Consider the following 25,333-nt stretch of genomic DNA (forward strand, 5'->3'; position numbering starts at 1 on the left):
GGGCCGGATTCGCCTCGCGCCGAACCCTCGGCGCGCTCGTTGTTCACACCCTATTGATTGATGTCCGCTCCCGGAGACCAAACAAATCGCGCGTGCTGACGATGGAGGAGCCCGAGTAGAACGACGATGGGGAGGCTGGTACGCCGATGACCATCCGAAGCACGATGACACGAATGTCGGTGGCGGTGATCGCGGTCTGGTGCGCGATCGCGGTCGCGCCCGCGGCCCGGGCCGGCACCGCCGAGGCCGCGGCGGGCGGAGGCGCCACGGGCGTCACGCACCGCACGGTGAAGCTGGTGGCCGGACCGAGCCCGGAGAAGAAGGCGGCGCTGCGGGCGGCCGGCGTGGCGGACGACCCGCCGCCCTTCACCTGCTACTTCAACATCTGGGAGGCCAGTTGGCCCGGCGGGAACCCGGCTCCGATCACCTTCTCCAGCTCGCTGGAGTGCGGCGACGCCCCGCCCGGACCGTGGCAGATCTTCACGCTGAAGACGGAGCTGCGCAACGTCGCGACCGGATTCGTCGAGGCGGAGGGACCGGCCCTCGACGGCATCCTGGAGGGGCGGGTGACCAGCGGCGCGACCTCGGTTCCGCTGCAACGTCCGGCCGCCCACTACGTCCGGCAGGTGAGTTCCATCCTGAACCTGCCGGACGAGAGCGGCGCCTACGACATCTGGTACTACCTGCCGGCGGAATGCACCGGCGTGGGCGGGCCGCTCGCGGAATGCGACTTCCGGAACGCTCCGTTCACCGTCTGACGGTGGGTAGGGAGACCCTCGCCGAGGGCTGAAACGTACGGGCCGCCGGGGCGGAAAGCCCCGACGGCCCGTACCGGCGTGCCGCTGTTGCGCTGCTACTTGGAGCCCGTCACGATGCCGGGGTTGATGCAGAGACCGGGGCTGCTGCCGGTCCGCTCGGCGATCTCCAGGCAGCGGGTCACCTTGTCGACCTGGGCGTTCTTCTCGGTGATGGCCTTCTGCTTCTCCGCGTTGATCAGGTCCTGGTCGAGGTTGCGGCCCTGCGCCAGCTTGTCCTGGAAGACCTTGATGTTGGCCTCGGTCTTCTCGTCGTGGTTCACCCGGATGATCGTCACGGACAGGATCTCGATGTCGGAGCCGAGACGCTCCTGCGCGGAGTTCTTCACCTTGTCGGCGAAGGGCCTCAGGTCGACGTTGAGGTTCCCGGTCTTCGCGTCGATGTTCGCCAGCGGGTTGTAGCTGGCGAAGGCGTCGTTGACCGCCCCGTCGAGCTGTACGCCGACGCGCTGGCCCCGGAACGCCTCGAAGTCCCCCTTGTAGTCCATGAACTGCCGGGGCGCGTTCTCCGGCCGTACCTGCCACTCGACGAGGATCTCGACCCCGGCGTTGGCGAGCGTTCCGGTCCGCACCGGGACGGCCTTGTCGCTGCCGATGTGGTCGTACTTCTGCCGGCTGGCGTCCCACTCACCGATCTTCTGCCACGGGACCACCCAGTTCAGCCCGCTGCCGGTGACATCGCCGGTCGGCTTGTTGAAGGAGGTGACGATGCCCACGTTCCGTACCGGCACGGAGTTCGCCGAGGCGCCGAGGGTGAGGGCGATGCCGAGCAGCACCGCGAGCACGGCGCCACCGAGCGCCGGGCGCCTGGTCGGTGGCGACGAGAACGAGCCGTAGAGCGCCGCGACAATGGCGACGGCGAAGACGACGAGCGCGCACACGAACAGCGCCGGCATTACAAGCAACTCCCTCAATGGATTTTCGATGCGGATCGGACGGCTCCGCTTGCGTCCCGCAGTGTAGCGAGCACGAACAATCCCGTTTTCGCACGCGAACGCGGGGTCGCGGTCCGCGGCGAATCCCCGACCGTCCGAATTGGATATGACGGAGAACGGCGGACGCTACCGTCAGCGGCCGGCCGGCGAGCCGACCGCGGGGTCGAGATCCTCGTCCGGGTCGACCGGTACGGCCGCGCGCCGCTCGACGGTCGCCGCCAGCACCCGCCGCGTCCAGGGCCGCACCCGTACCGTCACCACGTCGCCGAGCCGGCAGATGTCGCCGAGTTCGGCCGGCAGGACCCAGGCGCGGGTCCGGTCCGACCGGCCGTCGTCGATGGCGAGGTGGAAGTTGACCGGTACGTAGCCGCTCTCGCCCTGCTGGCGGGTCCGCCAGGTCTGGCGCCAGAGCACCTCGCCGCTGACCGTGGTCGGCGCGACGAGGTCCAGCACCACCCGGACCGTGAGGTAGCCGGCGTAGCCGAGCAGCACCAGGCCGGCGAGGGTGAAGCCGGCGGTGACCGGTGTCGCGTCGGCGAGCCGGGACACCACCTCGCCCCGGCCGGTGAAGGTCCAGCCGACCAGGGCCGCGAGGGCCGCACGGAACACGATCCAGCCCAGCCGCTGGCCGTACCGGGGCAGGCCGCGCGGGTAGCTGACCCGCACCTGCCGCCAGGCGCCGGTGTACGACGACCAGAGCCGCCGCCGGTCGGCCACGCCGAGGTCGACGGCGCGCGAGGCGACCCGGGTAACCCCGAGCGCCGCCCCGTACGGCAGGTAGCGGTCCCAGACGGCGACGGCCGCCGGGGGCAGCTCGGCGAAGGACTCGTGCCGGACGAGCCACTCCCGTACGCCGAGCCACCGCGCGGCGACCTGCCGGCCCGCGGGCGTGTCCCGCTCGTCCCGTACGCGGCCCGCGATGCCGCCCAGCACCGCCGTCACGATCACGTACGCCCCGAGCACGGCCCCGTACTCCTCTCCCCGCCGGTGCAGGAGGTGCAGCAGCCCCGCGGCGACCCCGGCCGCCGCCACGCCGCCGAGCACGCCGAGCGCGGTGACGAGCCCGGGCGAGAAGCGCCGACGGGACAGCCCGAGCCGCCGGGCGTCGGCGACCACCGCCTTGCCCAGCCGGTTCGCCCAGCTCGCCGCCCGCCCGGCGTCGGCGAAACCGAGCGCGGTGAGCGGTACCACGCCGCCGGCCGCGCGCTCGACCACCCGGCGGTGGACCTGCCGCTCGTACCGGTTGAGGTCGCCCGGGTCGCGGCCGGTCAGGTGCACGGTGGTCTGGCGCGGGTCGGGGCCGGCCGGCCGCAGTTCCAGGTAGCCGCGCGCGGCGAGGTCGAGCAGGGTCGACTCGGCGGCGTCCACGGTGATCCGCCAGCCGTTGGCCAGCAGGCTGACCACGGCCGGGGGTTCGGTACCGGGCAGGTCCATCGTCGCCGGGGCCGGCACGGCCGTCCTCGGGCGGGTCAGCAGCCGCGCCGTCGCGTAGACGGCGAACCAGGCCGCGAGGCCGCCCACCGGCAGCCCGATCTCGATCAGCAGGTCCGTGGGGGTCATGGCCGGTGGTGACCCGCTCAGAACCGGACGGGGACGTCGGCGCGCTCGGCGCCGACCGCCTCGAAGTACGGCTCGGCCCGGAACCCGGCCGGGCCGGCGACGAGGTTGGTCGGCAGCGTCTCCACCGCCGTGTTGAGCGACTGCACGGCGCTGTTGTAGAACTGCCGGGCGTACGCGATCTTGTCCTCGGTCGCGGCCAGCTCGCGCTGCAGCTCCACGAAGTTCGCGCTGGCCCGCAGCTGCGGGTACGCCTCCGCGACCGCGAAGAGCCGGCCCAGCGCCCGGGTCAGCGCCCCCTCGGTGTCGGCCCGCCCCGCGTCGGTGCCGCCCGCCCCGGCCGCCGCCGTACGCGCGGCGGTCACCGCCTCCAGGGTCGCCCGCTCGTGCGCCGCGTACCCCCGCACCGTCTCCACCAGGTTCGGTGTCAACGAGTGCCGGCGCCGCAGCTGCACGTCCACCTGCGCCCAGGACGCCCGCACCTGGGCGCGCAACCGGACCAGCCGGTTGTACGCGGTGATCGTCCAGACCAGCAGGACCAGCACCAGCAGCACCGGTACCGCGATCAACCACATGGCCGTGCCCACCCGATCCACCCCTCGTCCGCCGCGCCGAACGCCACTCGCCCGTCGCCGCCATCATGATCCCGAGCCGTGGCAAGGGGCAGATCCGCTCGGCCGGGCCGCCCTCGTCCGTCCGGGCCGCCCTCGTCCGTCCGGGCCGCCCTCGTCCGTCCGGGCCGCTCCGGGTCCGCCGCGGCCGGTACGGCCACGCGGCTGCGGGTCCGCTGCTGGGGCCGGGACGCGTGCGGTCCGGGGATCGATGACGGTCGGGGGGCAGCGCCGAACGCCGGGGCCGACCGGGCCCGCCCGCCGCGACACGGCCGCGGACGGGCCCGCCGTACCGTCAGGCCTTGACGGCCTCGGCGGCCGAGTCGCCCGCCGTCTCCTCGGCGGCGGCGGTCTCCTCCTCGCTCTCCTCTTCCTCGTCGCTCTCCTCCTCGGCCGGCTCGTCCTCGGCCGACTCGGCCGGCTCGGGCGCGTCCCAGCTGAACTCGATCTCCACCGAGAGTTCGGTGTCCCCCTCGCGCTCGATCTCCAGTTCACAGCGCACCTGGTCGGCGACCTTGACCGCGCCGGCGGCGCCGTAGAAGAGCTGTCCGCCCGACTCCAGCTGGTTGGCCAGCTGGCGCAGCCAGGCGGCCAGGTCGGTGCGGGAGACGGTACGGGAGTCCTCGTAGATTGACATGCCCGCCATGCTGTCATTCCACTGAGGACCGACCGCGTGGGGGTCGCCGCCCGGATCCCGCCTCGGCTCGGCGTGATCGGCAGAACGTCGCCTACAGGCTACCGACGCGGGCGCCGACATGGCGCAGCTGCGGGGCGAGGAACAGGGCGTACGCGACCATCGACCCGGCCGCCACCGCGAGCGTGGTCATCGGGTCGGCGGTCATCGCGGTGGTCAGGACCACCGGCACGATCCCCACCGCGGCGATGCCGAGCCGCACCCGGGGGACCCTGCCGAGCGAGAACCACTGCAGCGACAGCCCCGCGAGCGTGAAGATCACGAGCGAGGCGGCGAACCCGACGCGGAGCGGGCCGGGCAGCCGGTCCTTCTCCTCGGCGACCTGGAGCAGGACCTGACCGAGCGCCCACCCGAGGAACAGGATCCCGATCCCGAGCGGGGCGTGCAGGAAGGCGTACGACACCCCGGTGTCGAGGCGCGGTACGGCCAGCCGGGTGGTCAGGAACGTGGTGTAGACCCACCAGATGCAGATCGGGATCACGAACGCCACCAGCGCCGCGCCGACCACCGCGGCCGGCGGGTGCGCGGCGGTCAGGGCGTCGATCAGGTTGGTCAGCGTGACACCGAGCAGGATGATGGTGAACTGCCCGATCCGCTCGGGCAGGTGCGTGGGATCGACCGGATGCCGCTCCAGCCAGCGGTGCCCCCACAACGGGGTGCTGAGTTCGATCACCAGCGCGACCGCCCAGAGGATCGGACGGGCCGGCACGGGGGCGGCGAGGGAGACGAGCCAGAGACACCAGCCGACCGAGAAGCCGGCGAGGTAGACGGTCGTCAGCGACCGCTCCGAGCGACTGGTCACCAGCACCCGCAGGTACATCAGGAGCAGCGCGCCGCGCACCACGAGGTAGCCGGCGGGCAGCAGCATGCCGCCGGGCGGGTGGTGCGCGCCGATGGCGATGCCCCCGGCCCCGGCCGTCGCCGTGAAGACGAGGATCCGGTGGGGCCAGTCGTCGGGGTCGAACCGGGTGTCGTAGAAGGTCTGGGTCGCCCAGGCCCACTGCACGACCAGGAAGAGCGCGATCGCGACCGCCGCGCGGGCCAGCGTCGGCGACGGCCCGCCCAGCCGGGCCGTGACCGCCTCCAGCGCCAGCGCGAAGACCAGGTCGAAGAAGAGTTCAAGCCAGGTGGCGTGCCGCTCCCCCTCCTGCTGTCCCGCCGGCCCCGGCGCGCGCAACCGCAGCAGGCCGGCCACCCGGGGCAACCACGTCACCTGCCCCGCCTCCCGGTCCGAACGTATCCGGCACGATTGCCGTAGGTAATCATCACGCCCCGGGCCGGCCCGGCGCGGCGGGTCGGGCCAGTTCGCCCCGTACGGTGGTGGTGACAAGATCACGTCGAGCCGGTCGGGCCCGGCGGGTCGCGCCGGTACGGGAGGCGGAGATGGCCGTTCGGGTCGCGGTGCTCGACGACTACCAGGACGTGGCGCGGGAGTTCGGCGACTGGGGGCGGCTCGGCGACCGGATCGAGCTGAGCGTCTTCACCGACCACGTCGACGACCCCGACGAGTTGGCCCGCCGGTTGGCCGACACGGAGGTCGTGGTGGCGATGCGGGAGCGGACGGCGTTCCCCGGGCCGCTGCTGGAGCGCCTGCCCCGGCTGCGCCTGCTGGTGACCACCGGGATGGCCAACGCCGCCATCGACGTCGCGGCGGCGAGACGACGCGGCGTCACGGTGTCGGGCACCCGCGGCGTGGCGACGGGTACCCCCGAGCTGACCTGGGGACTCATCCTCTCCCTGGTGCGCGGGATCCCGGACGAGTCGCGGCGGGTACGCGAGGGCGGCTGGCAGCGCACGGTCGGGCGTGACCTGGCCGGCCGTACCCTCGGGGTGATCGGCCTGGGGCGGCTGGGCGCGCGGGTCGCCACCGTCGGCCGGGCGTTCGGCATGGACGTCGTCGCCTGGAGCCAGAACCTGAGCGCCGAGCGGGCCGCGGAGCTGGGCGTACGCGCCGTGAGCCGGGAGGAGCTGCTGACCGGCTCGGCGGTCGTGACCGTGCACCTGCAGCTCAGCGACCGTACCCGGGGGCTGCTCGGCGAGCCCGAGCTGCGGTCGATGCGCCGCGACGCGTACCTGGTCAACACCTCGCGGGGCCCGATCGTCGACGAGGCCGCGCTGCTCAGGGCGCTGCGGGAGGGCTGGATCGCCGGGGCGGGCCTGGACGTGTACGACGTGGAGCCGCTCCCCGCCGACCATCCGCTGCGTACCGCCCCGAACACGGTGCTGACCCCGCACCTCGGCTACGTCACCCGGGACACCTACCGGGTCTTCTTCGGCGACGCGGTGGAGGACGTCGAGGCGTTCCTGGCCGGCCGACCGGTCCGCCTGCTCTGACGTCTAGGATTCGCGGATGGCACTGCTGCACCGGGCAACCCTGCACCCCACCAAGCTCGAACTCCTGTCGGCCTGGCTACCCACCCGTCGCTGGTACGGGGGACAGGTCGGCGTCGAGATCGAGCGGGTGGCGGCGTACCGCTTCGACGACCCCGACGGGGCGGTCGGTATAGAGACGATGCTGGTCCGGGCCGGGGACGGCCCGGTACACCAGGTTCCGCTCACCTACCGCGACGCGCCGCTCGACGGCGGCGACCCCTGGCTGATCGGTACCGCCGAACACTCGGTGCTCGGCCGGCGCTGGGTGTACGACGCGTGCGGGGATCCGGTCTACGCCGCCGCGCTGGCCGGCGCGATCCTGGCCGGCGTCGGCCAGGCGGACGAGTTCATCGAGATCGACGGCCGGCTCGAACGCCGCGAGCGGAGCATGACCGTCACCGGCGCCGGCGGGTCGGGCGAGATCGCGGTCGGCGCCCTGCGCCGGGTCGTGGACGAGGACCCCGCGCTGGTCGTGACCGAATCCGTGCAGCTGCACGTCGTCCGCTGCCTCGACGGCGGGCGGGAGGGGGCCGGCGTCGCGCTCACCGGCACCTGGCCCGGCCAGCCGAGCCCGCTGCCGCTGGCGTACGGCGAGCCGCGCTGACCCCGCCGCGAGGCCGCCTCGCGGCGGCCTCGCGGACTCGTCACACCGCCGCCGGCAGCCCCGGGTAGAGCAGCTCCGGGCCGCCCGAGAGCTTCGTCTTGACGTCCCGGCTCAGCTCGTCGACGACCACCTCCAGGGCTCGCGCCCGCACGCCGTCGAGCGCCACGCCGGCCACCCACGCCGGGTCGGCCTTCTGCTCGGGGGCGACATGGCCGGCCATGTCGGTGTCGATGTACCCGACGTGCAGCGCGGTGACGTCGATCCCGGCGGGCGCCAGCTCCTGCCGGAGGGCGTTGGTCATCGCCCAGGCCGCGGCCTTGGCCGCGCTGTAGGCGCCGGCGGCCCCGGGGTGCAGCCAGGAGAGCACGGATAGGATGTTCAGCACGGCTCCGCCCCCGTTGGCGCCGATGACGGGCGCGAAGGCCCGGGTCATCGCGAGCGTGCCGAAGTAGTGCGTCTCCATCTCCCGCCGGACGTCCGCGAGGTCGCCGTCGAGCAGCCGGGCCCGGGTGCTGATCCCGGCGTTGTTCACCAGCAGCGTGACGTCATGGGCCAGCTCCGCGGCCCGAGCGACCGAGTCCGGGTCGGTGATGTCGAGCGGCAGCGGTACGACCCCCGGCAGGTCCAGCGCGGACGGGTTCCGGACGCCGGCGTAGACCTTGCTGGCGCCCCGGTCGCGCAGCTGCGCCGCCAGGTGGCGGCCGAGACCGCGGTTCGCGCCGGTCACCAGCGCGATCGAGTTCCTGAGTTCCATCTCTTCCTCCTCGTGCGACCTCTTTTGAGAACGATCGGTGCGGAAAGTGGGTAAAAAAAATTCAGTCGAGCAGGGCGAGCGCGCTGTCGATCATGCTGGTCAACCGCTCCGCGCTCGCGCCGACCCGCACCTGGACCCGCAGCCCCACCCAGGCGTTGAGCAGCAGGTCGGCGAGGGTCCGGGCATCCAGGCGGGAAGTGATCTCACCGTCCCGCTGGCCGCGCCGGACCAGTTCCAGCAGCAGGGCGTGCTCCCCCGCGAAGATCCGCTCCACCCAGCGGGCCGCGTCCGGGTCGCGCGGCGCCGTCTCGGTGGCGCAGTTCACCGCCAGACAGCCGCTCGGGTACGCGTCCGCGCGCGCGACCGCCTGCGTCAACAGGGCCCTGATCGCGGCACGCGGATCGGCCGCCCCGTCGGCGGTCGCCCGCCGCAGCCGTTCGACCTTCTCGCCGTACCGGTCGAGCGCCTTGAGGTAGAGCGAGCGCTTGTCGCCGAAGGTGTCGTACATGCTCCGCTTGTGCACGCCCATCCGCTCGACCAGTTCCTGCATCGAGGTCTTCTCGTAGCCCTGCTCCCAGAAGAGCGCCATGGCGCGGTCCAGCGCCGCGTCCGGGTCGAACTCCTTGTGTCTCGCCACGCCGGCCTCCTCTCGCCACACCGACGCTAGCTCTTGAGAACGTTCGGTGCAAATAGTGGCGCCGGCCACAGCTGGCGCTAGCCGAGATCGAGGACCACGCTGACGCCGAGGTAGCAGAGGAACGCCCCGCACGCGAAGATCGCGATGGCGAGCACCACCACGAAGGGCAGGAACGCGCCGTCGACGCTGTAGAAGAGGACCACCCCGGACCCCATGATCAACAAGCCGAGGACGACCACCCCGGTGGCGAGCAGGATCATCTCCCAGTTGTCGTCAAAGAACTCGGCGAAGCTGGTGTCCCGGCTGGCCAGATAGCCGACGAGGGTGACGACCGCCGCGACCAGACCGGCCAGGCTGAACAGGTACAGAAGGCGCTGCGTCATCCGTCTCCCCCGCCCTACCGCGCGGCGATCGGGAAGCGCGCGACCCGGGCCCGGACCGCTTCCCGGTCCGGCCCGGTCCAGGACTCGCGGGCCGCCACCAGCGGATACACCTCGCGTACGTAGTTGACCGCGGTCACCATGGCGCGCTCCCGCTCCCGGATCTCCCGGCGTCCGGCGGCGACGCGGCGCAGCCCGGTCGACAGTCCGGCCAGCGCACCCCCGGCCGCGAGCAGGGCGATCGCGATGCCGGCGGCGTGCGGCAGCCGCACCGCGATCGCCACGGCGGCCAGGAGCACGACGGCGGTACCGAGACAGAGCAGGCTGGCCGCGACGGAGAGCCGGGTACGCCGCCGCGTCGTCTCCGCGAGCACCGCCTCGGCCTCGGCGAGCGCCCGTTCGATCTCCGCGCCCGTGGCGCGTGGCCCGCCGCTCACAGCATCCGCCCCAGGACGTCGTAGAAGTTGTCACGCAGCGCGGTGGCCTGGTTGCCGTCGAGCCGCGACGGGGTCCGGTACAGCCCCGGCGCGTACTGGTGCGCCTCCGGGTGCCCGCTGAACGGCACGATCGCGATCCGGGGCGGCAGGCTGCGCTCCCCCGATCTCAGCCCGTCCAGCACCCGGTGGAAGGGCGAGGAGACCCCGCCCGGGATGTAGTGGTCCCGGACCTCCCCCAGCTCGTCCCAGACCAGGTCGATCTTGGCGACCGCGATGATCAGCCAGCGCAGCCGCCGCCGTACCGCCGGCTCCCGGAGCAGCTGCCCCAGCTCGGCGAAGTCCTGTACCTCCAGGTCGAGCAGGTAGCGGCGGACCCGCTCGTTCCCCTCGCGCGTCGGCGCCGGGTCGAGATCCCGCAGCGCGCCGTCGGCCGGCCCGCTCCACAGCTCGTTGAAGCCCGAGCAGACCACGTGGATGACGCCGACCGGCGCGGCGCGGTTCTTGAACGTACGGGCCACCGACCGCGTCCGCTCCGGCGAGTCCTGACCGGGCACCACCAGGAACGCCGCCCGTACGCTGGTCGCCTCGCCCCGCAGCAGCACCCGGTGCCGCTCCCAGTCCGCGCTGACGCGCGTCGTGTAGCCGAGCCCGCTCACCCGGTCGGTCAGCGCCTCGAAGAGCGCCGTCTTGCCGGCGCCCGGACGGCCGGTGACCACGATGGGGACGTTCGCCCGGCGTAGCCAGAGCCGCCTCGCCCGCAGGCTCGGCCGCGACCAGTCCCGGTGCTGGTCGACCGAGGAAACCGCCCGGTCCCAGGTGTCGCGGGCCTCGTCCCAGAGCGAACCCACCCCGCTCCCCTCCCCGCCTCGCCGGTACGCCGGTGCCCGACGCACTGACGAACATAACTGCCCGGCGGTGCCGGACCATCGTCCACATCGGTGGAGGTCCGGCCCGGAACGGGTCGACGGGCCAGGCCGGCGGGGTCAGGCCGGGTTGGGTCGACCGGGGGCCGGGGGCCGGCGACCGGGCGGCTCAGAGCACCGTGCCGACCACGGCGGTCACCGGCAGCGCCGCCAGCGGCAGGAACGCGGCCAGCAGCGCGGCGGCCGGCACCTGGTCGGCCTCGTGCACCTGGCGCATCGTGCTGTGCGTGAGCACCAGCCGGTCGACCAGCCAGCGGGTGGCGTAGAGCACCGCGAGGCCCGCCACCGCCGTGGCCGCGAAGCCGGCGAGCGCCGGCCCCCAGCCGACGAAGTCGCCGGCGATGGCGTTGCGCATCACCAGGCCGAGCGCCACCAGGCTGCCGGCGGCCTCCAACGCGCAGGCCAGCCGCCCCTCGCGTACGCCGGCGCGCATCGGGAACGGGTTGACCAGATCGACCAGGAAGTAACAGCCGACCAGCAGGGCCCCGCCGAGCAGGGTGAAGACGGCGGTGGCGGCGAGCGCGGTCGGCCAGTCCGGGGCCGAGCCGCTGAGGGAGCCGTTGACCACGAAGCCGAACGCGACGTAGAAGGCGGCCTTCACCAGGCCGGCCGACAGCTCGTACGCCCGCGCGTCGTCGGGCCGGCGGACCTCGCCGCCCACGATCCGGTCGATCACGGGGTGGACGGCGAGCAGCAGCAGCGCCACCCAGGCGCCGGAGAGCGCGAGCAGCCCGACGTCGCTCCACCGGTTCGGCTCGTGCAGCCCCATCGAGCTGAGCATGCCGGTCGCCTGCCCCGCGGTGATGCCGAGCCGCTGGACCAGGTACGCCCAGTTGCCGTGGACGAAGATCTCCTCGTGGTCGTCGAAGCCGCTGGTGATGACGTTGAGCAGCTTCCAGAACCCGGCCAGGTAGCCGACGAAGACGACGATCTCGACCAGGCCGATCGCGAAGCCGCTCAGGCCCTCGGTCGTGACGCTCACCGTGCCTCCTACCTGATCACGTGGGGGACGAAGAAGCTCAGGTTGTCGGTGACCAGCCCCGGGCTCTCCCGGATGGCCAGCCCCGCCGGCTCGCCGTCGACGAGCCAGGCGCCGAGGACCGGGTGGTGCGATCCGTCGGCGCCGGAGAAGTCGGGCAGCGCCGCGAACTCCTGCACGACAGCGCCCTCGTCGCCGTACGGGCCGGGGGTTTCCAGCACCGTACCGACCTCGTCCACGATGCGGATGTTGGCGCCCTCGCGCCCGAGCAACGGCTTGACCACGTACCGCGACAGGCCGTGCGGTTCGTCGGCGAAGTACGCGGGCAGCAGGTACCGGCGCCGGTGCGGGTCGTCGCGGTACAGCCGCCAGAGCACGGGCAGCAGTCCCTTGTTGCTCCAGAGCATCTTGTAGATCGGCTCGATCCACACCGTACCGCCGGGGCGGCGGCCGGAGGCGATCACCGCCGGGCCGAAGCGGTCCTCGACCAGCCACTCCCACGGGTACAGCTTGAAGATCACCTCGATCCGGCGCCGGTGCAGGTCGTAGAAGTTGCCGTCCTCGCCGAGCCCGATGTCCTCGGTGTGCAGGAGCTCCACCTCGTAGCCGGCCTCCCGGGCCGTGTCGGCGAGGTAGGTGGTGTTCATCTGGTCCTCGCCCGAGGTCTCGTCGGCCGTGTAGGCGAAGTGGATCCGGGCGACCGGGCGACCGGTACGCCGCTCGTGCTCGCCGATCTGCCGCCGCCACGCGGCGACCAGCCGCTCGTGCAGCGAGTTCCACTGGTCCCCGCCCTGCTGGGTGTGCTCGAACCAGCGCCACTGGATCACCGCCGACTCCAGCAGTGAGGTGGGGGTGTCCGCGTTGAACTCCAGCAGCTTCGGCACCCGCAGGCTCGGGTCCGCGTCGGCCAGCTCGCCGACGCCGGCGTACCGCAGGTCGAAGCGCGCGTAGACGCTGGGCGGCTCCTCCTCCCAGGTGCGCGCGATCTCGGCGAACGCCGCCTCGGGGATGCCCATCCGGCGCAGCAGCGCGGGGTTGGCGAGCAGGTGGTCGCCGGCCTCGACGCACATCGCGAAGATGGTCCGGACGTGCTCCTCCAGCTCGTCCACCTCGGCGGCGGAGAACTCGTAGTACGGCCCCTCGCGCCAGTACTTGACCACCTCGCCGCCGGGCAGCTGGCTGTCGAGGAAGACCAGCCCGTCGCGGGCGACCTGCTCCTCCCAGCCCGGCCGGACCGTTCCCGTGGGTACGCGACGCACGCCTCAACCTCCGGAGCTGTGGCCGCCGGAACCCGACCCGATCCCGTCGCGGGTGATCACGCCTGGCGTGATCGGGCCGGTCGGCGGCAGGCCGACGCGGATCCGCGCGTCCCGGTCGTCCGGCCGGATCTTCTGCCCGCCGGAGACCACGCTGCCCAGCCCGTACCGGTACCGGCCCCGGCCGTGCCAGATGTAGTAGTCGTCGCTCGGCCCGTCGTCGCAGCGCACCGCGTCGACCACCCGGTCGAACCGGTCGACGCAGTAGACGCTGTCGACCTGGTCTGCCGTCCTGCTGGTGGAGCAGCCCGCACCGGCGACCGTGAAGGCCGCCGCGGCCGTGCTGACCAGCGCGATCCGCATCGCTCCCCGGCGTCTCGGCGTGACCCCGTCCACCACCGTTCCCCCACTCCCTCAGCTCGCCAGCAGCCGGCGCAGGTACGGCGGCAGCGCCGCCGACGCCCGGTACATCTCGGGCGAGAGGTAGTCGCAGTCGCCGCTGACGTTCGCCCAGCGGGCGGCCAGCTCCGCCGGTGCCGGCTCGTCCAGCGGATGCTCGGCCGCGAGCAGGAAACCGAAGGTCGTCAGCTGGTAGCCGGGCACGACCGCGGTGTGCAGCCGGATCGAGCCGAAGACCTCGCCCAGCCGGCGCAGCTGGGTGCGTACCTCGTCGGGCTGCATGGTCAGCGAGCCGCACTGCATGGCGAGCACCCCGCCCGGCGCGAGCGCGCGCCGGGCGTCGGCCAGGAGTTCGGTCTCGAAGAGGCGCTCGGCGGGGCCACCCGGCACCGGGTCGGTGAGGTCGAGGACGAGCACGTCGAAGCCGCCGGGGCCGGCCGCGAGATAGTCCGCGCCGTCGGCGAAGACCAGCTCCACCCGGGGGTCGTCGAACGCGCCACCGGAGACCGTGGGCAGGTGCTCGCGGCAGACCCGGGTGACCGCGTCGTCGATCTCGACCTGCACCACCCGCCGGAGGCTGCGCAGCCGCAGCGCCTGCCGCAACGCGCCGCCGTCCCCACCGCCGACCACGAGCATCGTCTCGGGCGCGCCGTGCTGGATGCTCGGCGTCAGCACCAGCATCTCGTGGTAGACGAACTCGTCCCGCTCGGTGGTCTGGATCACCCCGTCGAGCACCAGCATCCGGCCGTGGAACGGCGTGTCGAAGACCTGGATGTGTCCCCAGCGGGACCGCTCGTCGTGCAGCACCGCGTCGATCTCGACCTGGATCGCGATGCCGGGCCGGCCGTGGGGCAGTTCCCGCTCGGTGAACCACCGCGTCCCGCCGGAGGGCCGCTCTTCCAGGCCGGTGGCGGGCGCGGAGGCGGGGCTGGTCGCGGAGGCGGCGGGCGGTCGCGACGCGGGCCCCCCGGCCGTGGGCGCGGCGGGCGGCGCCGGTGGGCGGCCCGTCGCGGGTGGAACATCCTGCCGTACCAATGCCTGCGCTCCCCGGGGTGATGGTCGGACCGGACTGTACTGCCATTCCGCAACCGCCGCCCGCCACGGCAACGGTCCCGGTCGGCGCCGGCGCCCGCCCCGGTCCGGCTCGACGCGATGCCCCGGGTCGACGCGGTACCCGGGTCGACACGATGGGCACGGGTCCGGACGGCTCGGCAAACACCGGCCAAGTCTGATTTGACGGCAATTACCCGAGCACAATGTGATTCGGCACCAAAGAACATGAAGCATTGTCCACCTTGTCAACTACCCGCCAATCGGTTACGCCCCGACGAACCCGTTGCTTTAATTACGAGGCCCGGTCGGATTGGACGCCGGGCGGGCGGGCGGCGAGGCGGACGGCGAGCGCCCGGTGAAATTTTGATCCGTTTTCCCGACCAGGAGGGGAGAGCATGGTGGACGTACCGGACCGGCCGGAAAACATCGTCTGGGATATCACGTACGCCTGCCCACTGCGCTGCCTGCACTGCTATTCCGAATCGGGGCGGCGACCGTCACGTCAATTGAGCGCGGAAGACCTCGTACGGGTCGTCGACGCGATGGTCGCGCTGCGCCCGAGGTCGATCTCCCTGGCCGGCGGCGAGCCGCTGCTGGTGCCCGGCGTCTTCGACCTCGCCGAACGGATCGCCGGCGCGGGCATCGGGGTCCTCCTCTACACCGGCGGCTGGTCGCTCCCGCCCGAGACCGCCGAGCGCGCCGTCCGGGTGTTCCACCGGATCGTGGTCAGCGTGGACGGCGCGACCGCCGAGACGCACGACCGGATCCGGGGCCGCGTCGGCTCGTTCGCCCGCGCGCTGACCGCGCTGGAGCGGCTGGACCGGGCCGCGCGCGGCGGTACGCACCGACGGCGTCCGGCCCAGTTCGGCGTCGAGTACGCGGTGCTGCGCGACAACCTCGGACAGCTCGCGGAATTCTGCGCCGAAATCGCGCCACGATTTCCCGCGATGTCATTCCTCGCCTTCGGCGCGGCGGTACCGAGCGGGCTGGCCAGTCGCACCGGCGTGGCGGAACAGGAACTGCTCGGAGAGGACCAGCTCGACCTGTTGACCAGCGCGGCGCACACCCGATATCTGCAATCGCTGGCCCCAGCGTCGGTGCACGTGTCCACCACGGACAACCGCGTTCTTCAAATGCGTCCGGATTTGATCGCGCGGGGCGAATTCGCCGCGCTGATGCAGGTCGAGCCGGACGGCGCGGTACGTGCCATGCCCAGCTACGAGGGCACCGTGGGAAACCTGCGTACCGAGCCCGGGGAACTGCTCTGGAAACGGGCGGTGGCCCGCTGGCACGACCCGTTCGTCCGGGAGGCACTGGCCGGGGTCCGCACGATGGCCGAGTGGGCCGGGGCGACCCGGCGCATCGACTACCACTTCGGCACCCCCGAGGTGCGCGCCCGCATCGACCGGCGCCCCGAACCGCAATCGTCGCCGAACCGGAGGTGAACGGCATGGACGCTTTGGACCCCGCCCCCGCGGCGGTACCCGCCACGGATCCCGGCGCGACCGACGCGTTGCTCGTCGACTGCGTACGCGCGGCGCTGGCCCGCACCGGCGGCGCCGACTGGTCGGTCGAGCCGGCGGCGTACTGGTGCCATGTCACGCCGCCCGGGCACCACTTCCCGGTACAGGGCTGGAAGCTGCACGTCTCGGCCACCCCGCTCTCCGCACCGCTGGTGCTGGCCCGGGTGACCGGGATCCTCGTCCGGCACCGGTGCGCGTTCAAGTTCGCCGGTACCGTCGACCGGGTCCGGGACCTCGTCTCCCACCACGCCGACCGCGGCTCCGGCGGCAAGTTCATCACCATCTACCCGGGACTGCCCGACGAGCGGCTGCGCGCGCTCGCCGAGGAACTGCACGAGGCGACCCTGGGCCTGCCCGGACCCGGCGTCCTCTCCGACCGGCCGTACCGGCCCGGCAGCCTGGTGCACTACCGCTTCGGCGTCTTCACCGGCGTACCGATGCTCGGCAACGACGGGTCGCCCGAGGCGATGCTGGTGGCGCCGGACGGCCGCCTGGTGCCCGACGAGCGCAGGGCGTGGTTCACGCCGCCGCCGTGGGCGCCCCGCGACCCGTTCACCGGCGAGCGGGCCACCTCCCCGAAGGCGGGCACGCCGAGGCCGGTGCTGCTGGACGGCCGGTACCTGGTCCACGAGGTCATCCGGCACACCTTCTCGGGCAGCGTGTACCGGGGCACCGACCAGGTCACCGGCGGCGCGGTGGTGGTGAAGCAGGCGCGCCCGCACACCAACGTCGACGAGTACGGCCAAGAGCTGCGGCACCGGCGCCGGCACGAGGCGGAGATGTTGCGCGCGTTCGACTCCTCCGGGTTCACCGCCCGCCTGGTCGCCCTCTTCGAGCAGCAGGGGGACCTCTTCCTGGTGCAGGAGCGGCTGCCCGGCGCGACGCTGCGCAAGTGGGTCTGGGACAACCTCTCGCCCGACGGCGGGGACGGCACGTGGGGGCTGCCACCGGCCGAGGTGCAGCGGGTGGCCGAGCGGGTGGTCCGGATCGTGCGGGAGGTCCACGGCCGCGGGCTCGTCCTGCGGGACCTGACCCCGAACAACATCATGGTCACCGACGACGACGTACGCCTGATCGACCTGGAGGCGTTCGCCCGCGCGGGCGAGCCGGCGATCAAGCTCTTCACGCCCGGCTACGCGGCGCCCGAGCAGACGTACGGCCCGTCGGTCGCCGCCGCGTCGCCCCGCGCCGACCTCTTCGCCCTCGGGGCCGTGCTCTTCTACCTGGTCAGCGCGGTCGACCCGGTGCTGGTCCGGGACGCGCCCGAGCCGCGCCCGTACCAGGAGCGGATCCGGGGCTGGCTCGACCGGCTCTCGGTCCGGAACCCGGTCGCCCGCCGGCTCGCCCCGGTCATCGTGGCGCTGATGCGGGACGATCCCGCCGCGCGGCCGGACCTCGACGAGGTGGCCGCGTCCCTGGCCGGCGCCGCACCGCCCGCCCCCGCACCGCCCGCCCCCGCACCGTCCGGCGCCGCACCGTCCGGCGCCGCACCGTCTGGCGCCGCTTCGTCCGGTGTCGCACCGGCGGGCCCCGCTCCGGACGGTGCGACAGCCGCCGACGCCGCACCGGACGGCGCGACGCTCGACCGGATGATCGCGGACGCGCGGGAGCACCTCGTCACCACGATGGACGCCGGCAGCGGTACCTGGCTCTGGCCGCCGAGCCGGGTCGGCACCAAGACCGACCCGCTCAACGTGCAGCACGGCGCGGCCGGTGTGCTGGCGGTGCTCGTCCGGGCGTACCGGGCCGAACCGGCACCGGCGGCCCGCGAGGCGATCGCCGCGACCGCGGACTGGATCCGCCGCCGGGTCGTACGGGAGACCCAGGCCCTGCCGGGCTTGCACTTCGGACGCTCCGGCACCGCCTGGGCGCTGCTCGACGCCGGTACGCTCCTCGACGACCGGGAGCTGACGGCGCTCGCGGTCGACCTGGCCCAGCGCATCCCGCTGCGCTGGCCCAACCCCGACGTCTGCCACGGCATGGCCGGCGCCGGCCTGACCCAGCTGCGCTTCTGGGAGGCGACCGGCGAGGAGATATTCCTCGACCGGGCCCGCGAGGTGGCGGCGGCGGTCGCCCGCGCCGCCGAGCACCGCGACGGCCTGACCCTCTGGCCGATTCCGCGGGACTTCCCGTCGAGCCTGGCCGGGCTGGAACACTACGGCTTCGCGCACGGGGTGGCGGGGGTCGGATCGTTCCTGCTCGCCGTCGGCCGGGCGAGCGGGGAGAGCGAGCACCTGGAGCTGGCGGCGACCGCGGCGCGGACCCTGCGGGCGGTCGCGCGGGTCGACGAGGTCGGAGCCCGCTGGGCGAGCAGCGCCAAGGGCGGCCAGTACCTCACGCACTGGTGCAGCGGCTCGTCCGGGATCGGTACGTTCCTCGTCCGGCAGTGGCGCCACGACGGCGACGACCGTTGGGAGGAGTTGCTCGACGGGGCCGCCCGGGCGGTCCACCGGACCCGGTGGCAGGTCGGTTCGGCGCAGTGCCACGGGCTCGCCGGCGATGCCGAGTTCCTGCTCGACCTCGCCGAGGCGTCCGGGAACGGCCGGTACCGCGACTGGGCGGCGGAGCTGGCGGCGACGATCTACGCGCCGCACGCCGTACGGGACGGGCGGATGGTCGTACCGGACGACACGCAGGGCGCCGTGGTCGCCGATTTCAGCGCGGGCATGGCCGGGGTCCTCGCGTTCCTGCTGCGACTGCGCGACGGCGGCCCACGGATCTGGCTGCCGGAGTCGTTCGCCCGGCTCGCCCGCCCCACGGCGGAGAGCCGGCCCACGGCGGAGAGCCGGCCCACGGCGGAGAGCCGGCCCACGGCGGAGGCCCGGCCCGCCGCCGAGGCCCCGCCCGCCGCCGAAGGGCGCCCGGACCGGGCACCCGGCGACCGTCCGGACCGCACACCGGCCCGCACACCCGGCGGCCCGGCCGTCGCGGCCGTGACCGGGCCACACCACCAGATGCCTCCGCGTCGCGTCGGCGCCGCGGGACGTGCGAGGAATTCGTGACCGGAAGGAGGTGATCTCAATGGAGCTGGACGTCAACGCTCTGCAGTTGCTGGAGGAGAACAACGCCGACGAGTTCGGTCGTTTCCCGTGCACCGACGCGTCCTGCACCAGCGCGACCTGCTCGGAGGTGGGTCAGAGCTGCTCGGTGGCGACCATCTGGTGACCGGGTACGACCCCCGTCGCCGAACGGTCCGACAACCGTCCCGGCCGGCCGGTGCGAACCCGGCCGGCCGGGACGGCCGCCCCGTCGGCGACCCCGCCCCGTCGATCATGGAGTGGTGGCTGTCGGGAGAACCACGAAACATCGCAGATCGGCGACCACAACTCCATGATCGGCGGTGTGATGGACGCCGGCCGATACTTGCCGCGCTCGACTAGGGTCCGGACCAACGGGGGACGCGCACCACTCGCGGTTCCACGCCAATCCGCTCACGATCGAGGAGCCATGGGCAGATCCTTCTTGCGCGGGCTTGGGCTGGTCACCACGGGGCTGCTCGTCGCCGCCTCCGCCACCGCCGTGCCGGCGGCGGCAGCGGCGGAGACCGGCACGATCGCCGGGACCATCACCCGCGACGGCGTACCGGTACCGAACGTCCAGGTCGACATCCTGGAGCCGAAGGGGCCCAACAACGCGCACCGGGTGACCGGTCCGGACGGCCGCTACGAGGCGACCGGAATGTCCACGACCGCGTACTACCAGGTGAAGATCACCCCGCCAGGCGGCATCCCGCAGTGGGCGTACGGCAAGCTGGGGCCGGACCAGGCGGCGCAGTTCCGGGTCGCCGCCGGCCAGGTCACCACGGTCGACGACGAGCTGGTCCCCGTCGGTACCATCGCGGGGCGCTTCGTGGACGCCGCGGGGCGGGGCATCGCGACCGAGGTGCACGCCAGCGGGCCCGACGGGCCGCCCAACAGCACCCGGTCGGACGCCGACGGCAACTACTCGATACCGGTCGTCCCGGGCCGCTACATGGTCCAGTTCGCCTCGCCCGGCAACGCCGACCAGTACGCGCACGGCACCTACGACTACCGCGAGGCGGCCCTCTTCGCCGTCACGGCCAACCGGACGACGACGGTCGACGAGGTCAAGCTCCCGGTCGGCACGCTCCGGGGCCGGGTGACGACCGCCGACGGCGCGCCCGCCGACGGCGTGGAGGTGTACGCCTCGGGCGGACCGAGCCCCGGCGTCTGGGTCACCACCGACGCGACCGGTGCCTACGAGCTGCGCGACATGGTTCCCGGCCAGTACCGGCTGTCGTACCGACTGCCGGGGTCCCGGGCCCGGCAGTGGGCGCCCCAGGTCCTCACCGAGGCGGCGGCGCGGGTCTTCACGGTCGGGCCCGACGCGGTGACCACCCACGACGAGCGCCTGTTGCCCACGGGTGGCATCGCCGGCCGCTTCACCGACGAGCGGGGAGCCGGACTGCAGTACGTCACGGTCCGGCTGAGCCGCGCGGACACGCCCGACACGGTCACCGCCCAGACCGGCGCCGACGGCACGTACCGGCTCGACGGGGTCTTCACCGGCGAGTACCAGGTGCACTTCTCCGGCCCGCACGGCGTCGACCAGTGGGCCTACGGCAAGCCCAGCGAGGCGGAGGCCGATCCGATCACCATCGCCCGAGGCGCCACGACCACCGTGGACGACGGCCTGCCCCTCGTCGGAAGCGTCGCGGTCGAGGCGAGGGACAGCGTCACCGGCGCGCCGATCGACGAGTTCTCGGTCTCGGTCGCCGACTCCTCGACGCAGGGGTGGGACGGGCTGGCGTACCTCTGGAACGTCCCGGTCGGCACGTGGCCGCTCACCGTCAGCAGCCCGCACCACGCCGACGCCGCCGCGACGGTGACCGTGGCCGTCGGCGAGATGTCCCGGGTGGAGGTGCTGCTGCGGCCGGTACGGCAGATCCGCCCGTCCGGCCCGTCACGCCCGGCCACCCCGTCCGGCCCGAGGCGACCGCCGCCGTCGAAGATTGCGGGGTGACCGGGAGCTTCGACTGGGGCGGATTCGAGCGGACCCTGACCGAGGGAGTGGTGCGGGCCGTCACCTCGACGGTCCGGGAGGGTCAGGGCGAGCGGTTCTACGCGGCGGCGCTGGACCACGTCTACCGCGAGACCGACGGCCGGATCACGCTTCCCGTGCTCGCGCTGAACAGCGCGGAATCGCTGGAGCGGTACCCGGTCGAGGAGCGGGCGGACCTCCGCTGGAGCACGGCCGACTGGGACCACTACGACGACGGCTGGCTCGGGGAGGACCTGGCCCGGGACTGGGAACGCAGGCTGACCGCCGAGGCGTGCCGGGGGACGACCCGGCACTGGGAGGCGACGTTCCACCGGTACCTCACGATGCTCGTCCGGGTCTGCCGGCGCGCCCGCACGGAGCTTCGGAACGGCGGCGTCGCCGACCGGGGCTTCGTGCTGCTGCTCCTGGACGAGGAGCACCACGAAAGACTGATCAAGCGGGTGCTCACCGCCGCCGAGCTGCGCCGGCACTTCCCGCAGTTCGACGAGGGCACCACCGAACTGGCCCGGGTCGCCGCGCTGCCGCCGACCGAGCGCGCCAGTTATCTGGTCTCGCGGCTGGGGGCGTTCGACGGTCCGGTCGACTCGGAGACCGCCGCGGCGGCGCTGCGCGACCTCGGGCCGGATGCGTACCCTGCCCTGTTGCCGATGCTCGCGCGCGCCGGCCGGGCCTGGCAGGCCGCGAAGCTGCTGGCCGACATCGGCCTACCCGACGATGGCGTCGTCCGGGCGCTGACCGGGGCGCTGGAGCGGACCGGCGATTCCGACCAGTCGTGGGTCGCGATGGCGCTGTCCCGTCTCGGCCGGCTTGACCTCGTCCTGGACCGGGCCGGCGACCTACCGCCGGACGTGGTGGTCAGCGCCGTCGCGGCGCCGTACACCGGCTTCCGGGACCACGCGGTCGCCCCGCTGCCGCTGGACTACCGCCCGCTGGCGGACGTCATCGCGCGCCGGCCGGCGTACCTGCCGGACCTGGTCGAACGGCTCGCTCCGGGCCACAGCTACTGCACCATCACCCCCGACGAGGTGGACGAGGCGGTCGCGGGTCTGGCCTCGCCGCACGCCCTCGTCCGCCGGCACGCGGTGAGCGTCCTCGGCGTACGGGCACTCGGGGCGCGCGTCGGCCGGCGCGTCCTTCCGCTGCTCGGTCAGGCGGCCCGCCGGGACCCGGACCCGTCGGTACGGCGGTTGGCGATCCTCTCGCTGCTCCGCTGGCGCCGGGACGCCCGTCCGTTCGCCGACGTGGTCCGCGCGGCGCTCGACGATCCCGCGACGGAGGTACGGGAGGCCGCCGCGTACTGGCTGCGCGAGCAGGGCACCGACCAACCGACCTGAGCGCGTCTCGGGCTCGGGAAGCCGCGATACATCCGATGTTCGGCGGTCCGGACAACATCGATCATGGAGACCGACGCGCCTCGCCCGACCCGGCGGCGGGCCCGGCGAATCAGGCTGCCTTCGCCTTGACATCACCAGGATGTCCACCTATTTTCAACATTGTTAAATATAGATTTCTCGCTGCCGTGACCGACCCGTCGGCGGCACCTCGCGCCACACCGGGGCGCCGTCGCGCAGCGCCATACATCGGATCTTTAGCCCCTTCCGGGTCGCCGGTCGCGTCCGTAGGCCGGACCGCCCCACGACCCGGCGCAGCCCCAGATAGGAGCAGCCCGATGGGTATCTCACGTCGAAGCATCCTCACCTCCGCCGTGGCCGGGTCCGCCCTGGCCGCGGTCGCGGGGACCGAGCTGGCCGGCGCGCCCGCGGCGTCGGCCGCCAGCCCGCCCGGCGACGTGGTCGGGAAGATCACCGTGGGGTACCAGGGCTGGTTCGCGGCGACCGGCGACGGCTCGCCGATCAACGGCTGGTGGCACTGGAGCCAGAACTGGGGCCAGCCGCCGTCGCCCAGCAACACCACCATCATTTCGTGGCCGGACATGCGCGAGTACACCAACGGCTACCAGACCGCGTACGCCAACCTCGGCAACGGCCAGCCCGCCCGGCTCTTCTCCTCGTACGACCAGCAGACCGTGGACACCCACTTCCGCTGGATGCAGCAGTACGGCTGCGACACCGCCGCGCTGCAGCGGTTCAACCCGTTCGGCGGCGAGGGGGCGATCCGGGACGCGATGGCCGCCAAGGTCCGCACCGCGGCGGAGGCGTACGGGCGCAAGTTCTACATCATGTACGACGTCACCAACTGGACGAACATGCAGTCCGAGATCAAGACGGACTGGACGAACAAGATGCGGGCGTACACCTCCTCGCCGGCGTACGCGGTCCAGAACGGCAAGCCCGTGGTCTGCATCTGGGGCTTCGGCTTCAACGACCCGGGGCGCCCCTTCGCGCCGGCCGCCTGCCTCGACGTGATCAACTGGTTCAAGGCGCAGGGCTGCTACGTCATCGGCGGCGTACCGACCTGGTGGCGCACCGGGGTGAGCGACTCGCGGCCCGGCTTCCTCGACGTGTACCACGCCTTCAACATGATCTCGCCCTGGATGGTCGGCCGCGCCGGCACCCTGGCCGACCTCGACTCGTACTACAACAACGTCAACGTCGGCGACCAGGCCGACTGCAACGCGCACGGCATCGACTACCAACCCTGCGTCATGCCGGGTGACCTCTCCTCCGGGCACCGGCGACACGGCGACTTCATGTGGCGGCACTTCTACAACATGGTCCGCCTCGGCTGCCAGGGCATCTACATCTCGATGTTCGACGAGTACAACGAGGGCAACCAGATCGCCAAGACCGCCGAGAACGCCTCGATGCAGCCGACCAACTTCGGCCGCCGGGCGCTGGACGAGGACGGTACGCCCTGCTCGTCGGACTACTACCTGCGGCTGACCGCCGACGGCGGCCGGATGCTCAAGGGCCAGCTCGCGCTGACCGCCACCCGGCCGACCCAGCCCGTGCTCGGCAGCGGCGGCAACCCGCCGCCGTCGAGCGGCGTGATGAGCCTGCGCGCCCGGGTCAACGGCCAGTACGTGACGGCGGAGAACGCGGGCGCCGCGCCGCTGGTCGCCAACCGCGCCGCCGTCGGCGGCTGGGAGCAGTTCGACCTGGTCGACCTCGGCGGCGGCAACGTCGCGCTGCGGGCGCGGGTCAACGGCCGGTACGTCTGTGCGGACAACGCCGGCGCGGTGCCGCTGATCGCCAACCGTACCGCCGTCGGCCCGTGGGAGACGTTCCGGCTGGTCCGCAACGGCAACGGCTCGGTGAGCCTCCAGGCGGCGGCGAACAGCCGGTACGTACAGGCGGCCGACGCCGGCGCGGCACCACTGGTCGCCGCGGGCACGACGATCGGCAGCTGGGAGCAGTTCGACCTGACCAACCTCTGACCCCCCACCCCACCTCCCCCGCGATCTAGGGCAAATCCTCGTTACTTGATCTCCAATCACGAGGATTTGCCCTAGATCGACGGGGCGGGTGGGGGTCACGCGGAGGCGGGGTCGTCGCGCCAGCCGTAACGGGTCTCGAACCCGAGCACCCGGCGGACGGCCGAGCTGTCCACCAGCGAGTCGAAGGTGCCCAGCGAGGCCCGCACCCGCGTGGTCGGGTGGTACCGGGCCAGCAGTTCGGCGGTCGGTACCGTCGTCGCGCTGTCCGGCGCGGCGACGTTGAAGACGTGGTGCCCGGTGAGCCCGGAGGTCAGCACCGCGTAGACGGCCCGGGCCGCGTCCCGGGTGTCGAGCCAGGCCCACAGCTCCCGCCGGTTGGCGCCGACGTCCCGGCGGACCTCCGCGAGGCGGGCCGCCAACCGGTCGCCGTCGCCGACGAACGGGAAGCGCAGCAGCGTCGTCGGCATCCCCCAGCGGCGGGTGGCGAACGCGCCCACCTGCTCGGTCATCGTCTTCGACAGCCCGTACGAGTCGATCGCCACCGACGGCTGTTCCTCGTCGATCGGCACGTACGGCGGGGAGAGGTCCCGCCCGGCCCAGGCGTACCCGTACGCGGCGAAGCTGGAGGCCGCGACCGCGCAGCGCACGCCCGCCCGGCCGGCGCCGTCGAGGACCAGGTAGGCGCCCTGGACGTTCTGCACGAGCGTCTCGTCCTCGGGCAGCTTGCCGGGCGCGGCGATCGCGGCGAGGTGCACGACGGCGTCCACCGGCCGGCCGAACGGCCGCAGGCTCTCCTCGACGAACGCCGGATCCCGGGTGTCGCCGACGATGATCCGCTCGGCCTTGGGGCTCGCGAACGGCTCCCGGTCGGCGGCGACGACCCGCAGCCCCGATCCGGCGAGGTACGGCACGACGACCCGGCCGATGACCCCGGCCGCGCCGGTGACCAGGACGACGTCGTCGGCGGTCAGCGCGGCGCGCCGCTCCTCCTGCTGAGGCATGTTTCTCCCTACTTCCCGGATCCGCTGCCCGGATCTGCTGCCG

The 25,333-nt window shown here is 73.1% G+C and carries 24 protein-coding genes; 9 read left to right on the forward strand and 15 right to left on the reverse strand.

The window, feature by feature from the left end:
* Positions 1-164 precede the first annotated feature (164 nt).
* On the forward strand, positions 165-758 hold the full coding sequence (locus tag AB0J86_RS31335) for a hypothetical protein (protein ID WP_363861266.1): 594 nt from the start codon (positions 165-167) through the stop codon (positions 756-758).
* A gap of 95 nt (positions 759-853) precedes the next feature.
* Here the strand turns inward: AB0J86_RS31335 and AB0J86_RS31340 are convergent, their stop codons facing one another.
* The 5 genes from AB0J86_RS31340 to AB0J86_RS31360 all read right to left on the reverse strand — a co-directional run bounded on the left by AB0J86_RS31340 (position 854) and on the right by AB0J86_RS31360 (position 5,825).
* Positions 854-1,711: an SPFH domain-containing protein gene (locus tag AB0J86_RS31340; protein ID WP_363861267.1), complete on the reverse strand. Its 858-nt coding sequence runs from the start codon at positions 1,709-1,711 to the stop codon at positions 854-856.
* 171 nt (positions 1,712-1,882) lie between these two features.
* Complete coding sequence (locus AB0J86_RS31345; RefSeq protein WP_363861268.1) at positions 1,883-3,310, reverse strand: hypothetical protein; 1,428 nt, start codon at positions 3,308-3,310, stop codon at positions 1,883-1,885.
* A gap of 17 nt (positions 3,311-3,327) precedes the next feature.
* Complete coding sequence (locus AB0J86_RS31350) at positions 3,328-3,894, reverse strand: LemA family protein (RefSeq protein WP_363861269.1); 567 nt, start codon at positions 3,892-3,894, stop codon at positions 3,328-3,330.
* Between the two features lie 319 nt (positions 3,895-4,213).
* A complete protein-coding gene (locus AB0J86_RS31355) occupies positions 4,214-4,555 on the reverse strand; it encodes an amphi-Trp domain-containing protein (protein ID WP_363861270.1) in 342 nt (113 codons plus the stop codon).
* Positions 4,556-4,646: 91 nt separating this feature from the next.
* Complete coding sequence (locus AB0J86_RS31360; RefSeq protein WP_363861271.1) at positions 4,647-5,825, reverse strand: low temperature requirement protein A; 1,179 nt, start codon at positions 5,823-5,825, stop codon at positions 4,647-4,649.
* 170 nt (positions 5,826-5,995) lie between these two features.
* Here AB0J86_RS31360 and AB0J86_RS31365 point away from each other — a divergent pair, with 170 nt between their 5' ends.
* Both AB0J86_RS31365 and AB0J86_RS31370 read left to right on the forward strand, forming a co-directional pair.
* The gene (locus AB0J86_RS31365) at positions 5,996-6,946 is read left to right on the forward strand and encodes a D-2-hydroxyacid dehydrogenase family protein (protein ID WP_363861272.1); all 951 of its coding nucleotides are present in this window, start codon (positions 5,996-5,998) and stop codon (positions 6,944-6,946) included.
* Positions 6,947-6,962: 16 nt separating this feature from the next.
* On the forward strand, positions 6,963-7,589 hold the full coding sequence (locus tag AB0J86_RS31370; protein WP_363861273.1) for a hypothetical protein: 627 nt from the start codon (positions 6,963-6,965) through the stop codon (positions 7,587-7,589).
* Positions 7,590-7,629: 40 nt separating this feature from the next.
* Here the strand turns inward: AB0J86_RS31370 and AB0J86_RS31375 are convergent, their stop codons facing one another.
* The 9 genes from AB0J86_RS31375 to speE all read right to left on the reverse strand — a co-directional run bounded on the left by AB0J86_RS31375 (position 7,630) and on the right by speE (position 14,389).
* Positions 7,630-8,343, reverse strand: coding sequence for an SDR family oxidoreductase (locus tag AB0J86_RS31375; protein ID WP_363861274.1), 714 nt, complete (start codon positions 8,341-8,343; stop codon positions 7,630-7,632).
* Positions 8,344-8,404: 61 nt separating this feature from the next.
* Positions 8,405-8,980: a TetR/AcrR family transcriptional regulator gene (locus tag AB0J86_RS31380; RefSeq protein ID WP_363861275.1), complete on the reverse strand. Its 576-nt coding sequence runs from the start codon at positions 8,978-8,980 to the stop codon at positions 8,405-8,407.
* 77 nt (positions 8,981-9,057) lie between these two features.
* Positions 9,058-9,363 carry a hypothetical protein gene (locus tag AB0J86_RS31385; protein WP_363861276.1) on the reverse strand — a complete coding sequence of 102 codons (306 nt, stop codon included), beginning with the start codon at positions 9,361-9,363 and terminating at the stop codon, positions 9,058-9,060.
* 14 nt (positions 9,364-9,377) lie between these two features.
* On the reverse strand, positions 9,378-9,797 hold the full coding sequence (locus tag AB0J86_RS31390) for a hypothetical protein (RefSeq protein ID WP_363861277.1): 420 nt from the start codon (positions 9,795-9,797) through the stop codon (positions 9,378-9,380).
* Positions 9,794-10,645 carry a GTPase domain-containing protein gene (locus AB0J86_RS31395; RefSeq protein ID WP_363861278.1) on the reverse strand — a complete coding sequence of 284 codons (852 nt, stop codon included), beginning with the start codon at positions 10,643-10,645 and terminating at the stop codon, positions 9,794-9,796. The genes AB0J86_RS31390 and AB0J86_RS31395 overlap by 4 nt, the downstream gene beginning before the upstream one ends.
* A 184-nt stretch (positions 10,646-10,829) precedes the next feature.
* Positions 10,830-11,702 carry a DUF350 domain-containing protein gene (locus AB0J86_RS31400; protein ID WP_363861279.1) on the reverse strand — a complete coding sequence of 291 codons (873 nt, stop codon included), beginning with the start codon at positions 11,700-11,702 and terminating at the stop codon, positions 10,830-10,832.
* 8 nt (positions 11,703-11,710) lie between these two features.
* Complete coding sequence (locus AB0J86_RS31405; protein ID WP_363861280.1) at positions 11,711-12,958, reverse strand: glutathionylspermidine synthase family protein; 1,248 nt, start codon at positions 12,956-12,958, stop codon at positions 11,711-11,713.
* Positions 12,959-12,961: 3 nt separating this feature from the next.
* The gene (locus tag AB0J86_RS31410) at positions 12,962-13,318 is read right to left on the reverse strand and encodes a hypothetical protein (RefSeq protein WP_363861281.1); all 357 of its coding nucleotides are present in this window, start codon (positions 13,316-13,318) and stop codon (positions 12,962-12,964) included.
* Between the two features lie 51 nt (positions 13,319-13,369).
* Positions 13,370-14,389, reverse strand: coding sequence for a polyamine aminopropyltransferase (gene speE / locus AB0J86_RS31415; RefSeq protein WP_363861282.1), 1,020 nt, complete (start codon positions 14,387-14,389; stop codon positions 13,370-13,372).
* Positions 14,390-14,802: 413 nt separating this feature from the next.
* On the opposite strand from speE, the gene AB0J86_RS31420 reads away from it, so the two are divergent.
* The 6 genes from AB0J86_RS31420 to AB0J86_RS31445 all read left to right on the forward strand — a co-directional run bounded on the left by AB0J86_RS31420 (position 14,803) and on the right by AB0J86_RS31445 (position 24,289).
* Positions 14,803-15,852 (forward strand): radical SAM protein, encoded by a 1,050-nt coding sequence (locus AB0J86_RS31420; protein WP_363861283.1) that lies wholly within the window; start codon positions 14,803-14,805, stop codon positions 15,850-15,852.
* Between the two features lie 5 nt (positions 15,853-15,857).
* Complete coding sequence (gene lanL, locus AB0J86_RS31425) at positions 15,858-18,932, forward strand: class IV lanthionine synthetase LanL (RefSeq protein WP_363861284.1); 3,075 nt, start codon at positions 15,858-15,860, stop codon at positions 18,930-18,932.
* A 19-nt stretch (positions 18,933-18,951) separates the two neighbouring features.
* Entirely contained in the window at positions 18,952-19,095 is a 144-nt protein-coding gene (locus tag AB0J86_RS31430) for an ALQxL family class IV lanthipeptide (RefSeq protein ID WP_363861285.1), read from the forward strand.
* A gap of 282 nt (positions 19,096-19,377) precedes the next feature.
* On the forward strand, positions 19,378-20,913 hold the full coding sequence (locus AB0J86_RS31435; RefSeq protein ID WP_363861286.1) for a carboxypeptidase-like regulatory domain-containing protein: 1,536 nt from the start codon (positions 19,378-19,380) through the stop codon (positions 20,911-20,913).
* Positions 20,910-22,286 carry a DUF4303 domain-containing protein gene (locus AB0J86_RS31440; protein ID WP_363861287.1) on the forward strand — a complete coding sequence of 459 codons (1,377 nt, stop codon included), beginning with the start codon at positions 20,910-20,912 and terminating at the stop codon, positions 22,284-22,286. The genes AB0J86_RS31435 and AB0J86_RS31440 overlap by 4 nt, the downstream gene beginning before the upstream one ends.
* Positions 22,287-22,621: 335 nt before the next feature.
* Positions 22,622-24,289, forward strand: coding sequence for a lectin (locus AB0J86_RS31445; protein ID WP_363861288.1), 1,668 nt, complete (start codon positions 22,622-22,624; stop codon positions 24,287-24,289).
* Positions 24,290-24,384: 95 nt separating this feature from the next.
* On the opposite strand, the gene AB0J86_RS31450 is transcribed toward AB0J86_RS31445, so the two are convergent.
* A complete protein-coding gene (locus AB0J86_RS31450) occupies positions 24,385-25,290 on the reverse strand; it encodes an NAD(P)-dependent oxidoreductase (RefSeq protein ID WP_363861289.1) in 906 nt (301 codons plus the stop codon).
* Between the last annotated feature and the right edge of the window lie 43 nt (positions 25,291-25,333).

The organism is Micromonospora sp. NPDC049559 (assembly GCF_040676675.1).
In the GTDB taxonomy this organism is placed as follows: domain Bacteria; phylum Actinomycetota; class Actinomycetes; order Mycobacteriales; family Micromonosporaceae; genus JBFAPK01.

Excerpts from the sequence above, each read along its gene's own strand:
- AB0J86_RS31335 (WP_363861266.1), top strand. The coding sequence starts at position 165 with ATGACACGAATGTCGGTGGCGGTGATCGCGGTCTGGTGCGCGATCGCG.
- AB0J86_RS31340 (WP_363861267.1), bottom strand. The coding sequence starts at position 1,711 with ATGCCGGCGCTGTTCGTGTGCGCGCTCGTCGTCTTCGCCGTCGCCATT.
- AB0J86_RS31345 (WP_363861268.1), bottom strand. The coding sequence starts at position 3,310 with ATGACCCCCACGGACCTGCTGATCGAGATCGGGCTGCCGGTGGGCGGC.
- AB0J86_RS31355 (WP_363861270.1), bottom strand. The coding sequence starts at position 4,555 with ATGTCAATCTACGAGGACTCCCGTACCGTCTCCCGCACCGACCTGGCC.
- AB0J86_RS31365 (WP_363861272.1), top strand. The coding sequence starts at position 5,996 with ATGGCCGTTCGGGTCGCGGTGCTCGACGACTACCAGGACGTGGCGCGG.
- AB0J86_RS31370 (WP_363861273.1), top strand. The coding sequence starts at position 6,963 with ATGGCACTGCTGCACCGGGCAACCCTGCACCCCACCAAGCTCGAACTC.
- AB0J86_RS31375 (WP_363861274.1), bottom strand. The coding sequence starts at position 8,343 with ATGGAACTCAGGAACTCGATCGCGCTGGTGACCGGCGCGAACCGCGGT.
- AB0J86_RS31385 (WP_363861276.1), bottom strand. The coding sequence starts at position 9,363 with ATGACGCAGCGCCTTCTGTACCTGTTCAGCCTGGCCGGTCTGGTCGCG.
- AB0J86_RS31410 (WP_363861281.1), bottom strand. The coding sequence starts at position 13,318 with ATGCGGATCGCGCTGGTCAGCACGGCCGCGGCGGCCTTCACGGTCGCC.
- AB0J86_RS31420 (WP_363861283.1), top strand. The coding sequence starts at position 14,803 with ATGGTGGACGTACCGGACCGGCCGGAAAACATCGTCTGGGATATCACG.
- lanL (WP_363861284.1), top strand. The coding sequence starts at position 15,858 with ATGGACGCTTTGGACCCCGCCCCCGCGGCGGTACCCGCCACGGATCCC.
- AB0J86_RS31430 (WP_363861285.1), top strand. The coding sequence starts at position 18,952 with ATGGAGCTGGACGTCAACGCTCTGCAGTTGCTGGAGGAGAACAACGCC.
- AB0J86_RS31435 (WP_363861286.1), top strand. The coding sequence starts at position 19,378 with ATGGGCAGATCCTTCTTGCGCGGGCTTGGGCTGGTCACCACGGGGCTG.
- AB0J86_RS31445 (WP_363861288.1), top strand. The coding sequence starts at position 22,622 with ATGGGTATCTCACGTCGAAGCATCCTCACCTCCGCCGTGGCCGGGTCC.
- AB0J86_RS31450 (WP_363861289.1), bottom strand. The coding sequence starts at position 25,290 with ATGCCTCAGCAGGAGGAGCGGCGCGCCGCGCTGACCGCCGACGACGTC.